The sequence below is a fragment of the Streptomyces sp. NPDC026246 genome (assembly GCF_055567995.1).
In genome coordinates, this window is record NZ_JBVHPJ010000003.1 from 694,021 (window position 1) to 706,668 (window position 12,648).

18 protein-coding genes and 1 tRNA gene are annotated in these 12,648 nt (G+C 68.0%); 13 read left to right on the plus strand and 6 right to left on the minus strand.

Annotated features, from left to right (window positions below; translation table 11 throughout):
* Positions 1-390: 390 nt before the first annotated feature.
* The 5 genes from ACZ4M5_RS11365 to ACZ4M5_RS11385 form a co-directional block, all read right to left on the minus strand.
* Entirely contained in the window at positions 391-1,095 is a 705-nt protein-coding gene (locus tag ACZ4M5_RS11365; protein ID WP_467735357.1) for a hypothetical protein, read from the minus strand.
* A gap of 511 nt (positions 1,096-1,606) precedes the next feature.
* Positions 1,607-1,816, minus strand: coding sequence for an e9imm peptide (locus tag ACZ4M5_RS11370; protein ID WP_467735359.1), 210 nt, complete (start codon positions 1,814-1,816; stop codon positions 1,607-1,609).
* A 14-nt stretch (positions 1,817-1,830) separates the two neighbouring features.
* Positions 1,831-2,316, minus strand: a complete 486-nt coding sequence (locus tag ACZ4M5_RS11375; RefSeq protein WP_381442734.1) for an NUDIX domain-containing protein — start codon at positions 2,314-2,316, stop codon at positions 1,831-1,833.
* Between the two features lie 19 nt (positions 2,317-2,335).
* On the minus strand, positions 2,336-3,550 hold the full coding sequence (locus ACZ4M5_RS11380; protein ID WP_467735361.1) for a helix-turn-helix domain-containing protein: 1,215 nt from the start codon (positions 3,548-3,550) through the stop codon (positions 2,336-2,338).
* A 235-nt stretch (positions 3,551-3,785) separates the two neighbouring features.
* Positions 3,786-4,154, minus strand: coding sequence for a GntR family transcriptional regulator (locus tag ACZ4M5_RS11385; protein WP_033313119.1), 369 nt, complete (start codon positions 4,152-4,154; stop codon positions 3,786-3,788).
* A gap of 149 nt (positions 4,155-4,303) precedes the next feature.
* On the opposite strand from ACZ4M5_RS11385, the gene ACZ4M5_RS11390 reads away from it, so the two are divergent.
* The 12 genes from ACZ4M5_RS11390 (at position 4,304) to ACZ4M5_RS11445 (ending at position 11,536) form a co-directional block, all read left to right on the plus strand.
* Positions 4,304-4,657, plus strand: coding sequence for an SCO3933 family regulatory protein (locus ACZ4M5_RS11390; protein ID WP_391198019.1), 354 nt, complete (start codon positions 4,304-4,306; stop codon positions 4,655-4,657).
* Between the two features lie 2 nt (positions 4,658-4,659).
* Positions 4,660-6,015, plus strand: coding sequence for an FtsK/SpoIIIE domain-containing protein (locus ACZ4M5_RS11395; protein WP_467735364.1), 1,356 nt, complete (start codon positions 4,660-4,662; stop codon positions 6,013-6,015).
* Positions 6,016-6,099: 84 nt separating this feature from the next.
* On the plus strand, positions 6,100-6,783 hold the full coding sequence (locus ACZ4M5_RS11400) for a DUF2637 domain-containing protein (RefSeq protein ID WP_467735366.1): 684 nt from the start codon (positions 6,100-6,102) through the stop codon (positions 6,781-6,783).
* Positions 6,784-6,802: 19 nt separating this feature from the next.
* Entirely contained in the window at positions 6,803-6,997 is a 195-nt protein-coding gene (locus ACZ4M5_RS11405; RefSeq protein ID WP_450153121.1) for a hypothetical protein, read from the plus strand.
* Position 6,998: 1 nt separating this feature from the next.
* Positions 6,999-7,190 carry a mobile element transfer protein gene (locus ACZ4M5_RS11410; RefSeq protein WP_193507144.1) on the plus strand — a complete coding sequence of 64 codons (192 nt, stop codon included), beginning with the start codon at positions 6,999-7,001 and terminating at the stop codon, positions 7,188-7,190.
* A gap of 15 nt (positions 7,191-7,205) precedes the next feature.
* Entirely contained in the window at positions 7,206-7,361 is a 156-nt protein-coding gene (locus ACZ4M5_RS11415) for a hypothetical protein (protein ID WP_450153119.1), read from the plus strand.
* 24 nt (positions 7,362-7,385) lie between these two features.
* Complete coding sequence (locus ACZ4M5_RS11420; protein ID WP_467735369.1) at positions 7,386-7,706, plus strand: SpdD-like protein; 321 nt, start codon at positions 7,386-7,388, stop codon at positions 7,704-7,706.
* Between the two features lie 83 nt (positions 7,707-7,789).
* The gene (locus ACZ4M5_RS11425) at positions 7,790-8,341 is read left to right on the plus strand and encodes a GGDEF domain-containing protein (RefSeq protein ID WP_467735371.1); all 552 of its coding nucleotides are present in this window, start codon (positions 7,790-7,792) and stop codon (positions 8,339-8,341) included.
* A gap of 85 nt (positions 8,342-8,426) precedes the next feature.
* The gene (locus ACZ4M5_RS11430; protein WP_450153116.1) at positions 8,427-8,612 is read left to right on the plus strand and encodes a hypothetical protein; all 186 of its coding nucleotides are present in this window, start codon (positions 8,427-8,429) and stop codon (positions 8,610-8,612) included.
* Positions 8,605-9,984 (plus strand): replication initiator protein RepSA, encoded by a 1,380-nt coding sequence (gene repSA / locus ACZ4M5_RS11435; RefSeq protein ID WP_467735374.1) that lies wholly within the window; start codon positions 8,605-8,607, stop codon positions 9,982-9,984. Before ACZ4M5_RS11430 ends, repSA begins: the two co-directional genes overlap by 8 nt.
* 11 nt (positions 9,985-9,995) lie before the next feature.
* A complete protein-coding gene (locus ACZ4M5_RS11440; protein WP_450153127.1) occupies positions 9,996-10,166 on the plus strand; it encodes a helix-turn-helix transcriptional regulator in 171 nt (56 codons plus the stop codon).
* Positions 10,163-11,536, plus strand: coding sequence for a tyrosine-type recombinase/integrase (locus tag ACZ4M5_RS11445; protein WP_467735376.1), 1,374 nt, complete (start codon positions 10,163-10,165; stop codon positions 11,534-11,536). Before ACZ4M5_RS11440 ends, ACZ4M5_RS11445 begins: the two co-directional genes overlap by 4 nt.
* A gap of 213 nt (positions 11,537-11,749) precedes the next feature.
* Here the strand turns inward: ACZ4M5_RS11445 and ACZ4M5_RS11450 are convergent.
* A tRNA-Arg gene (locus ACZ4M5_RS11450) sits at positions 11,750-11,821 on the minus strand.
* Positions 11,822-11,954: 133 nt separating this feature from the next.
* Here ACZ4M5_RS11450 and ACZ4M5_RS11455 point away from each other — a divergent pair.
* Positions 11,955-12,530: a response regulator gene (locus ACZ4M5_RS11455; protein WP_467735378.1), complete on the plus strand. Its 576-nt coding sequence runs from the start codon at positions 11,955-11,957 to the stop codon at positions 12,528-12,530.
* Positions 12,531-12,648 lie beyond the last annotated feature (118 nt).

Consider the following 12,648-nt stretch of genomic DNA (forward strand, 5'->3'; position numbering starts at 1 on the left):
GGAGCTTGCTTCGTGAGTATCAGGGACACGACCTGACCCGTGTCCTGGGCCCCTGGTAGCACGCCAGGGGCCCTTCCCTGTTTCCTGATCTGCAAGTTCCGAATGCGACGGCGCCACCAGTTCCTGTGTGATCTGCCACCGAGGTCGGGGCCTGACTCCACCCGGTGGCTGAACTGCGGAAAGAGCACTCCGGCGCACGTGGGGTACATACTCTGCCGACGCCGGCTGTTCCCCGTGGCTCCCCGCTCGGCTCGTTGCGGCATGGAGAGCACCTGGTCTGGACGGGAGTGGTCTACCGTTCGCGCTTTAGCTCCACGGGGACACTGCACCACGTGACGCTGTCCTGCTGCTCCTTTCCACCGTTCAGTGATGATCGATGTCACCCGGTGTCTAGGGTAGGGCCTGTATCACTTTCGAAACCCGCGCAAGGTCGGGCATCGGGAACTGAAGTGCTGATATCCCGGCTTCTTCGAATAGTCGAAGGAATCCGATGGGATCAGTGAGTACGAGGCCGTTCTCCTTTGCGAGGGGTGCCGCTTTGAGGATGCCACGATCTTGAGTCAGGAAGACGTGCATCCCACGTTCAACTGCTTCGTTCACGAGGATTCGGTCGTGCCCGTTTGGTAGAGCATCGATCAGCCGCTGATGCCTCGATGTTCGTATCTGCGGAACGGAAGCGGCGTCGAATAAGCTATCCTGGATGCCGTTACAGGCGTCATTCGGGTCGGCTGGCTCGTCCTCGTCGGACCATTCGACGTACATCAGGGCGCGAGCGAAGCGCTCAAGGGCATGCTCCCGGTTACTTCTGCGCTCGATCGATAATTCACGCTTAGCGTCGTTCAAAATCTCCTCAAAGAGATGGATTCTGATATCCCAAAAGCAGAAGTAGGGGTCCATTATCCGGTCTATCGACTCAACCTGTTCTGCATGTTTTGGGTTCGCTATGTCGAGAGCTTCGTCATTCCATAGTTTGTGCCCGAACTGCATGTAGTCGAGAAGCACGTTGGTGTCCCAGGCCATATACAGCGGGCCTGATCCTGGCCTGTTAAGAAATATGCTGGGCGCTGACGCGTAGTCGAAGAGACCGTATTCCATGCGGCCATAGTGGCAGATCTGGACGTTAACAGGTGGCATAATCCAATTTCTCAGCCCGCACTGCCCTAGCTCCCATCCCGTCCGCCGTCGACCCACACACCGTGGAGCGGGCGTGGTTCCTGGCGTCCAGGTGGAGCGCGCCACTGTACGAACGACCTGGACGCCAGGGGCCGCGTCTGCTCGGCTCTGCCTGGGTCGACGGTGGGTGGGATGGGAGCTCCCCGCGCACGCCACTACGGGCCCGCGGTCGGCAACGGCGCCCCCTCCATCCCGGTGCCGGCCGATCCCCCGCCGGAGGCATTGTCTTGACCGTGGCCGCTCTATGCGGTGCTCGACTCATGGCCGTCCGGCCCTATCCACCTGTGGGCGCGCGTCGGCGCAGCGCGGGCGGAGCGGGCCGGAGGCAGGAGCGGCGCCCGCAGCGGAGCCGGGAGCGCGCCCGGCGGAGCGGAGCGCAGCCGGGGCTTGATGAAGTAGGGAAACTCTTACCGCGATGCGTTCGAGTGGGCGGTTACAGGGCGAACGGCTCGTAGGACATGGCTCGGTCGACGACCTTCTCCGCCGTCAGCTGAGGATCGTGGTCCCAGAAGACGTAGTCGCTGATGTGTGGGCAGCCAAGTCCGCGCACCAGTGCTGCGATGATCTGGTCGGCTTCTGCCTCGTCGGCGTAATCGGCGTTCATGAGCCGCTGGACGTGGTGGATGCCTTCCGTTCGACTCATGTTGCGGGGCGTGGTCACGCTGCCTCGGTGCCGGGTGTCTGCCCGTGCTCGAGGTAGACCGGCGCCGCTGCGTCTCGGGCCTCTGTTGCTGCGATGATGCGCCGGGCCAATCGCGGGATGGTGTGTTCCGAGATCTGCTCGGGAGTGAAGAAGGCGAAGCTCTTCAGCTCCTCGGGCTGCAAGCTGATCCGGGTCAAGTCGTCCTGGTCGAGCTGGCCACCGTCGAACAAGTACAGCACCTTGTCGCCCTCGGTCTGGTTCGGGGCCCAGTCGACCGCGAGCAGGCGCCCAAGGGGTGGGGTGATGCCCAGCTCCTCCTGCACCTCGCGCACGGCCGCGTGCAAGGGGGATTCGCCGGTCTCGACGTATCCGCCGGGGATCTCCCAGTAGTCCTTGTAGGTGGGCTCCACCATGAGGACTCGCCCAGCCGTATCAAAGAAGAGTGCACCCGCCGCCATGCGCGGATGCGCCATCTTCGCTTCCTGTTCAGTCGGCGCCATGCAGCCGAGGGTACCCAGCTCAGACGACATGCAGCCTATTGGCAAGGTCCGCCAGACTGCGGCTCGGCCGGCCTCGCTGGTTCCGGACCCAGGCGAGCACCAGCTCGCGGGCGAGGTAGTGGCTCCGTACCTGCTCGGGCGCCCAGCTCTCCGCTTCGAGGATCTTCGCCAGTGCGTCGTCCATGCGGTTATGGGCGCTGAGGGCGCGGGCCACTTCGAGGTTGTGCCGGGTCCGGCGCTCGGTCGGCAGAGTGCTGGTGTCGATCTCCGGGCCTAGGTCCACCGCGATCTGCATGTCACCGAGCTCGGCGGCGGTCGCCACTCGGTGGATCGCCACGTTTGTGGGACCGAAGGCTGTCCAGACGTGGTTGGCATCGGTTCCCAGACGCCTCGCCGCCTGGTCGGCCTCAGCGAGGAAGGTCTGAGTCGTTGCGCGGTCCTCCGCTCGGGCCGCAGCCATTGAGCCCGCGAGGTACAGGGTTCCGTAGATCGACAGGAACGCAGGGCTCGCGTCTTCCAGGCCGGGGCGAAGGTACTCGCCCGCGTCGCCAACGAGCTGCGCGGCGGCATCGAACCGGCCATTGGACAAGAGGCAGTGCGCCACGGAGCGAAACAGGGAGCCGGTCACTATCGCGTTGCCGGATTGCTGGGCTGCTGCCAGACCGCGGTCGGCTGCGATCCATGCGAGGTCGACTTCTCCGAGCTTGGTGAGCACCATCGCCGCGCCCTGGTAGGTCATCGCCATGAGCTCATGCGCTCGCTCACGCTCCCTGCCCTCGTAGGCTTGGGTCGCGATGAGCGCATCGGCCAACAGCAGCGGTAGGCGACGGGTCGCGAACGCGTAGCGCGAGTCCTGGTAGGCGTCCCACACCTCAGCGATGCTGCTGCGGAGTTCGTCGAGTGAGGTCGGCTCACCCTCGGTCGCGACCCCCAACAGCGGTGTCAGCTGGCGGTAGTTCATCAGGGCCGAGCGAAGCGCCGGCACCGTGCGGGTGCCGCTGTCAGCCGTCCACTCCAACAGAGTGGGTTCAGCAAGCAGGTCGCCCAGGGGCACGTCTAGTGCATCGGCAAGCGACTTGATGACCGAGAGCCGGTCCAGCTCGATCCGGTTGTTCTCGGCCTTGCTCAGCCAGTCGACCGTTCGGCCGACGAGTCCGGCCAGGATTTCTTGGGACATGCCACGCCTGCGGCGGTACCAGGCAACGCGTTCGCCGATTGTCAGGTTCGTCGTCATTCCTCGCATGGCAAGAGCGTCCCCCCGTCTCTACTTGGGACCCCGGAGAGATTTTCCGGGGTGCTCCGGCAACCCGCTCCTAGCGTTGCTGACAACCCAAGGGGCTGTCAGGTCGAACCACGACGAAGGAGCCACGCGATGCCGCTGACCCCGGCCGAAGTGGTCGAACTCATTAGGGAGGTCAGAGAGCTTGGTGAGGAGGTGGCTGCGCTCGGGCATCGAGCCGAGGTGCTAGTCAGTCGTCTTGCGCCTGGTTCCGCACCAGTTGCTCAAGTTGATCCATGCGCTCCGCGAGCCGACGTACCTCCTGGCGGACGTCCGACAGGTACCCGGCGATCTCCTCGAACTCCGGGCTGTGCTTCGCCGGGCGCGGCTCGTCCGGAAGAGTGACGAAGCTGCCTTTGCCCTGGTGGGAGATCGCGTAGCCGTCCTCGCGAAGGCGTGAGATCGCCTGTCGGGCGACCGTGCGGGAGACGTCGTGCGTTGCCATCAGCTCGGTCTCGGACGGCAGCTTCTTGCCTGGAGCCAGCTCTCCCTGGCGGATGCGGCGCTTGAAGTCGTCAGCGATCTCCAGGTACTTCGCGCGTCCGGTGAACTCGGCCATAGCCCCTCTCAGTGCTTGTCGCACTAAGTGCAGCACATCCAACCGACAACAGTCGAGAACCACTTGACGTACTAAGTACTTCAGGTGCACTCTCGTGGCAGGTCGACGTACTAAGTACGTCAAGTTCAATGACAGCTAGGAGCGCACTCATGCGTCAGATCCCTGTTGAGACGTCCGGCGCGACCGTGATGGTGGCCAAGGCCCCGCAGCCCAAGGTCCGTGACCGCCGGACTGGTGAGATCGCACTCGACGCCGACGGCGTCAAGCTGATGACCGTGGACGTGATGTTCGCGGCCAACGACGAAGTCGAGATCCTGTCCATCACCGTCCCGGAGCCCGGTATCTCCAGCGACCTGGCGATGGGCACCCCGGTGGCCCTGACGGGCCTGATTGCCCGGCCGTGGGAGAACGAGTTCAACGGCCAGAAGCGGCACGGCATCGCCTTCCGCGCGGTCGCCGTCACCTCGCTGGCCGCCACCGGTGCGGCCTCCGAGGCGGCCTGATCATGACCTGGTTCATGGTCGCTGTGGTTGTGGTCGTCGCCGCTGCGGGTCTCCTGCGGTGGCGGCGCCCCGCCTGGTACTGGCTGACCTTCGGCGTCGCCCTGGCCACGGTGCGGGTCCTGGTCCGCTACGCCTCGGTCATGGACGCCTGCGGCCTGACGGTCCCGCCCTCGCGCTGGCGGCTGGCCCTGGCCCGGGTGGCCAACCGTCCGGTGCCGGAGTCCCGTGTGCCGCGCATCCTGCGGTTACGGCCGACCCGGACCGGCCTGGTCCTGCGGCTCAAGCTCCGCCCTGGACAGGACGCCTTCGACGTGTCGGCGGCCACGGACCGGCTGAGGCACTCCTTCGGGATGTACGGCGTCACCTCACGTGAGGTCCGCTCCGGCGTCGTTGAGGTGCGGATGACCGGCTACGACGTGCTCAAGCAGGTCCAGATGCCCGCCAAGACCGACACGCGTCCGATGCGGGTTCCGGTCGCGCTGCGGGAGGACGGCTCGGTGCACTACCGCGACTACCGTGCCGTGCCACATGGTCTGACCCTCGGGGTCACGGAGTCCGGCAAGTCGGTCTACCAGCGCAACCTGGTCGCCGGCCTGGCCCCGATGGACGTCGCTCTGGTCGGCATCGACTGCAAGCAAGGTGTTGAGCTGTTCCCGCTGGCACGCCGGTTCTCCGCGCTGGCCGACAACCCCGACACCGCCCTGGAACTGCTCGAAGCCCTGGTGTCCCACATGGAGGAGGTCTACCAACTGATCCGCGCTGAGCAGCGCATCAGTGTCGCGGTGCCGGATGCGGAGATCGCCGCCGACATCTGGGACCTGCCCGACGACATCCGCCCTGTACCCGTCGTGGTCCTGGTCGACGAGGTCGCCGAACTCGCCCTGTTCGCCAGCAAGGACGAGGAGAAGCGCCGGGACCGCATCATCACCGCCCTGGTCCGTCTCGCCCAGCTCGGCCGCGCGGCCGGCATCTACCTGGAGATCTGCGGACAGCGCTTCGGCTCCGAACTCGGCAAGGGCATCACCATGCTCCGCGCCCAGCTCACCGGCCGCACCGCCCACCGCGTCAACGACGAAACCTCCGCCAACATGGCCTTCGGCGACATCTCCCCGGACGCCGTCCTGGCCGCCATCCAGATCCCCGCCGAAACACGCGGCATCGCGATCGCCGGTGACTCCACCGGTGGCTGGCACCGCATCCGCGCCCCGCACACCTCGCTGCGCCAGGCCGTGAACACCTGCAACAAGTACGCCGACCGCACCCCCGACGTGCCCGCCCTGGCCCCGTTCCGGCCCGCGGTCGCCGCGCTGCCCTCGGCCCGGGCGCCGCTGTCCAAGACAGCCCCCGTCACCGCCTGACCCTTCCCCTGCTCCACCGGTCGGCGCGACCGCTTCGCGCCAGGTCCCTACCCCCGCCATGCCTCATCACCGGAAGGAGCCGTGATGGCCCGCCCCGCTCTCCGCATCGACGCCGTCCTGGTCCAGGCCGTCATCGCCGGGGCGCTGTCCTTCGCCCACCTCCACGACCTCGCCGCCGCAGCCGGACAGGACGGCTGGAAAGCCTGGGCCTACCCGATCTCGGTGGACCTGCTCCTTGTCGCCTCCTGGCGCCGACTCCGCTCCGACGGGCCGTCCCGGCTCGCCTGGTGCTGGTTCGTGATCGCCCTGGTCGCCTCGCTCGGCGCCAACGTCGCCACCGCCGGACTCCTCGACCTGACCGACGTCCCGGCCTGGCTGCGCATCCTCGTCGCCGCCTGGCCCGCGCTGGCCTTCATGGGCGGCACCCTCCTCGCCCACTCCGCCACCGACCGGGAGCCAGAACCGCCGGCACCCCCGGCCCCGGCCATCGAACCGGACCCTGAACCGGTTACCGAGCCCGAACCCGAGTCGCTTCCGGCGGTCGACGACACCCCGGCGCTTCCCGCCGCCGAGCCCGCCCCGGCTGAGCCTGCTCCGGTCGCCGCTGCTCCGGTTGTGCCGGTCCCGGCCGCGCTGGTCGACCACGCCCGCAAGGTCGCAGACGACCACCAGGCCCGTACCGGTACGCCGATCGACACCGACACCTTGCGCGCCCGCCTCGGCGTCCCGCCCCAGCTCGCCGACGCCATCGCCGCCCAACTCGCCTGATCTCGACGGGAGACACGCCATGACCAGTGACCCGGCTGACCTGAACGCCGCCGATCACCTCGACGCCGCCCGCGAGATGGCCGCTGCGAACCGTCCCTTCCTCGCGTACCTGCTCGCCGAGGAAGCCGCTCGCCGCACCGCCGACCCGGCCACCGCCGCCGGTATCCGCGCCGCCTTCCCCGACCCGGCCCTGACCCGCAAGGAGACCGACTGACATGCCCGCTCGTGACCACTTCCACTCCGTGATGCGGATCGGCCCTGTGCAGATCGGCACCCACCGCGACCGCCACGGCCAGACCAAGTACGCCGCCGTGTGCACCGCCGACCGGTGCGGCTGGTCCTCCGACTACTCCAGCCAGTCCGCCGCCCAGCTCGCCGCCCGCACCCACCGCTGCAAGGTCCGCTGAGGGAGGCCCTCCGCCATGGAAGTACCGCTCTGGCTCGCGCTGCTCGTCGTCGGCTACCTCGGCGTCAAGCTCATCCGCCCGCCCGCCTGGCTCATCGCCGTCCTGCTGCTCGGTGGCTTCCTCCTCGCCGACAGCGTCATCGCCCCCGCCATCGACACCTTCGTCAAGTAGCCGCCCCGGAAGGGAGAACCGCTGATGTTCCGCCCGAAGATCCCGACCATGCCCACACCGACCGGTCAGGTCAGCTCTGCCGTGGTCGAGCCGACCACCATCGTCCCGGCTGCTCAGGTCTCGCAGCCCGCCCCGGTGGCCCCGGCCCCCACGCCGTCCCGGCCGACAGTGCAGCTCACCCCCGGCACGGCCCTCGCCCTCGTCGGCGGCGGCACCGCCGTGGTCCTGGTCGTCGGCGCCGTCCTGGTCTCCATGCTCCTCGCGGTCGCCATCACCGCCGCCTCGGTCGCCGTCTGCGCCGTCGTCCTGCGCTCACTCGCCGCCTCCGGCGCCAAGCGCCGCTGACCGGTCCTGAGGGGCGACGCACAAGCCGCCAGCACGCCGCCGCCTCCGGGTCCGAATCGCCAGCCGCCACCGAAGGGAACGTCATGGATCTCCAGATAACTGCCGCCCTGGTGCCGTTACTGGGCTGGGCCGTGCATGGGAGCGTCCTCGCCCACCGGCTCGCCTCTGCCCGCCGCGACCCGCTGACCGGGCTGCACACCCGCGCCGGATGGACCGCCCGCGCCGAACACTGCGTCCGCCGGCACCCGGCAGCCGCTCTGCTCCTGGTCGACCTCGACCACTTCAAGACGCTCAACGACACCCACGGCCACGCCGCCGGGGACGCCGCCCTCATCGCCACCGCCGACCGGCTCCGGGCCTGGTGCGGCCGCCACGGCACCGCCGGACGCCTGGGCGGGGACGAGTTCGTCGCCGTCGTCCAGGACCTAACCGCCGCCGACCTCGACGCGCTCATCGCCGCACTCCACCGGCCGCTGGACTACGCCGGAAGGTCGCTGCCGCTGGCCGCGTCGGTCGGTGTCTGCCGTCTCTCTGAGCTGCCGGTGCCGCTGCTCACCGATGCGCTCGCCGCCGCCGATGCGGCCATGTACGCGGCCAAGGGTCGTGGCCGCCGGGGCTCGCGCCTCTCTCACTGACCGGCCACCGGGTGGCGCACAAGCCGCCAAGCACGCCGCCACCCGGTGCCGTTCCTTCCAACCGCAATCGAAAGGAACCACCATCATGGCCCAGCAAACCCGACCCGCACGACGTATCTGCCCGGCCTGCAACGGCTTCGCCACGGTCGCCGTCACCCTCGGCGGCCGCAACCCGCGCGGCCACCTGCGCACTATCACTGCGCACTGCCCCGCCTGCCAGGGCACCGGCACCGTTCCCGCCCGCCGCCTCCGGGAGGGCGCTGGTGCCTGAGACGCTGCTCGACCCGACCACCCTCGGCGACCTGCTGAGGGTGGCTTCGGCTGTCGACTACCACCGCTGGGAAGAACAGATCCGCCGCACCGGCGGCTGCGCCGACCCGATCCACCTGACCGGCTGGACCCTCACCAAGGACAAGACCACCGGCGAGACCCTGCACCACTACTCCACCGCCAACGAGCCGGGCGGACGCCTTCGCGTCGCCTGCGGCAACCGCCGCGCCTCCCGCTGCCCGTCCTGCGCCTGGACGTACGCGGGCGACACCTACCACCTGATCCGTGCGGGCCTGGCCGGGGACGACCGCCGTGACATCCCCGCCACCATCCGCGACCATCCCCGCGTCTTCGCTACCCTCACCGCACCCTCATTCGGCCGCGTGCACAACCGCCCGGACCGAGGCGTCTGCCGATGCGGCACCCGCCACGCTCCCGACGATCCCACCCTCGGCACGGCCCTCGACCCGGAGACGTACGACTACGCGGGCACGGTGCTGTTCAACAACCACGCCGGACAGCTCTGGCAACGCTTCACGAACCGGCTCCGTCGGGAAGTCGCCGCCCGCGCCGGCCTCTCTCAGCGGGAGTTGAAGGAGTCGGCCCGGCTGTCGTACGGCAAGGTCGCGGAGTTCCAGAAGCGGGGTGCGCTGCACTTCCATGCCGTGATCCGCCTCGACGGACCGGACGGCCCTGGCTCCCCGCCGCCGACCTGGGCCACGGTCGATCTCCTCTCCGACGCGATCCGGGCCGCCGCCAAGCACTCCTACACCTCGGTCTCCGTCCCGGCCGTCGCCGACCAGCCGGCCCGGACCTTCCGCTGGGGCCGACAGCTCGACGTCCGGTCGATCAAGGCGTTCGGAGACGGCTCCGACATCACGGAACAGGCCGTCGCCTCCTACGTGGCCAAGTACGCCACCAAGGCCGCCGAGACCACCGGCACCCTCGATCGGCGCATCGGCGAACTCTCCGAGCTCGACCGCCACCAGGTCCCCGACCACACCCGCCGCCTCATCGAAGCCTGCAAGCAGCTCGACCCGCTCTACCCCGACCGGCGCCTGTGGGCCTGGGCGCACATGCTCGGATTCCGCGGTCACTTCTCCTCCAAGTCCCGCCGCTACTCCACCACCCTCGGCGCCCTCCGCCAGGCCCGCGCCGACTACCGCGCCGCCCAGGAACACGCCGCCCTCGGCCTGGAGGACGTCGAGCCGGACACCGTCCTGGTCCTGGCCGACTGGCAGTACGCCGGACACGGCCACACCCCCGGCGAATCCGCCCTCGCAGCCACCATCGCCCGCGACCTCCAGCTCAACCGAGAAACCGCCCGCGAAGCCCTGCGCGACCAACTCAGTCAGGAAGGAGCGCTGACGTGAAAGACGAGCTGATGACCGTTCGAGAGGTCTGTGCCGAACTCAAGGGCATCTCCCGCCGGACCTTCTATCGTTGGCGCGAGTTGGGTGAGGCGCCGCAGGCATTCAAGTTGCCTAACGGGGAACTGCGCGTGTGGCGTAGTGACTTCAACGCTTGGCTGAACGCCCGAGAGCGGGCCGCATGAAGTCGCTTGACGTAAAGGTCTGGGGGGTCCGGAAGAGAAACACCAAGAAGTCGTCATATGACGTCAGGTGGACGGTTTCCGGCAACGTGTTTTCCGAGCAGTTTCGCACTAAGGGGCTTGCAGACCACTACCGGGCCAAGCTTCTTAGGGCCACCCGTGACGGTGAGGAGTTCGATACGGTCACGGGGCTGCCTGATTCGATGGTCGAGAAGGCGCCTTCGACTACCTGGTATGCCTTCGCTCTGATCTACCTCGCTATGAAGTGGCCGCACGCCGCTCCGAATACGCGCAACGGGATCAATGAGTCGCTGACCGCCGTGACCATGGCTCTTCTGGATGATCGTCCGGGGCGGCCGTCCGACAGTCTGCTTAGGAAGGCACTGCGTAACTGGGCCTTTGTCCTGCCCTTTCCTGATGATCGCGAAGTGCCGACCGAGATCGCCAACACCTTGTACTGGGTGGCCAAGGCTTCGCGGCCCCTGTCCGACCTCGGCGACCCTGCGGTAGGCAGGGCGGTACTGGACTCCCTCAAACTGAAGCTCGACGGGACGGCGGCGGCCGCGGAAACCGTTCGGCGCAAGCGTCGGACGCTCGTCAACGCACTGCACTATGCGGTGGATCTCGGGGAGTTCAAAGAGAACCCGATCACTGCTATCCGCTGGAAGAAACCGAAGGTGGCCGGGGAAGTAGATCCGCGGGTAGTTGCCAATCCGGAGCAGGCACGGTCCCTGCTGGCTGCGGTCTCGTACGTTGGTGGGTACGGCCGGGCGCGTGGTCGTCGACTCGTTGGCCTGTTCGCCTGCATGTATTACGGCGCCCTCCGTCCCGCTGAGGCTGTCGGTCTCACTCGTGCGGACCTGAAACTGCCGGAGACCGGCTGGGGGACGGCTCTGCTGAACCGGACGCGCCCCAGTGTCGGCAAGCAGTGGACGGACTCCGGGGAGACACACGACGACCGCGGCCTGAAGAACCGACCGGCCGAAGAGGTCCGGCTGGTACCGATCCCGCCTCAGCTCGTCGCCATTCTCCGGCAACACCTCGACACCTTCGGCACTGCGGAGGACGGGCGCTTGTTCACGAACGAACGCGGGGGAGTGGTCGGCTCCTCGACGTACTACCGCGTCTGGCAGGAGGCTCGGGCGCTGGCGCTCCCGCCGGCCGCGGTCGCTTCCCCTCTCGCTGCCCGGCCGTACGACCTCCGGCACTCGGCGCTGTCCACCTGGCTCAACTCCGGGGTGGATCCAACTGAGGTCGCCGAGCGAGCAGGCAACAGCGTTGAGGTCCTGCTGAGCCGCTACGCGAAGTGCATCGACGGTCGGCAGGAGATCGCCAACCGGAAGATCGAAGAGCTGTTGCGCGAGTACGAATGATCGTGCTCGACGCTAGGCTTCTGGCCCCTGGACTTGTCCGGGGGCCTTGCCGTTTGCCATGGCTGACCTGGACTGATGCCCCAAGATCCTGTCCACGAATAGTCCACAGACCGCGTCCCAGGGTCGCTTAGGGCTGCATACGCCTGCACATACGCGAAGACCCCGTCTCAGCAAAAGCGCTGATGGCGGGGTCTTTAGGCACCTAATCCAAGGTGCCCCCGGCAGGATTCGAACCTGCGCACACGGCTCCGGAGGCCGTTGCTCTATCCCCTGAGCTACGGGGGCGTGTCGGGCGGGAGCTGTTCGCTCGCGGCGACGGGTAGAACACTACCAGCTCCCTCGGGGTGGTCATGAACCACTTTCCGAGGCCGGCGGCACCTCGGCGGCACGGCGTGCCGGTCGCCCGTGCGGGGTGGAAGTGGGGAAAACCCGGACGCGATGGCCGGGGGCGACCTACTCTCGAGTTGTGCCAGGCGCGTCGGGCCGGGTGCTTGTTGTGGACGACAACAAGGTCATCCGGCAGTTGATCAGGGTCAACCTCGAGCTGGAGGGGCTGGAGGTCGTGACCGCTGCCGATGGTGCCGAGTGTCTGGATGTCGTTCATCAAGTGCGGCCCGATGTCGTGACCCTCGATGTCGTCATGCCCCGGCTCGACGGGCTCCGCACCGCCGCTCGGCTTCGGGCCGACCCGCGTACCCGTGACGTCCCCCTCGCCATCGTCAGCGCCTGCAGCCACCACGAGATCGAGTCCGGGCTCGAAGTGGGTGTCGACGCCTTTCTGTCCAAGCCCTTCGAGCCCGCCGAACTGGTCTCCCTGGTCCGGCAGTTGGTCGAGCGCGCCCGGGGTGGCGGGCGGCAGCGGGGTGGTGGTTCCGGCGTCGGCAAGGAGGGTGACGCCTCCGTCCATGTGCCGGCGGTCGAGTCGTCCGCCCCGGTTGATCGGTCGGCCGTAGTCCCTCCGCCCGTCGTCGCGGATCAGTCCGTCGGGTCGTAGTCCGCTTCTCTTTCCTCTCCCACTTCCCACTGCTCTTCTCCCTCCTACGCGCAGACGCCCTCGCCCCCCCCGGGCGTTCCCGCCGCCCCTCCGCCCCACCGCCCCCCGTCCACATCCC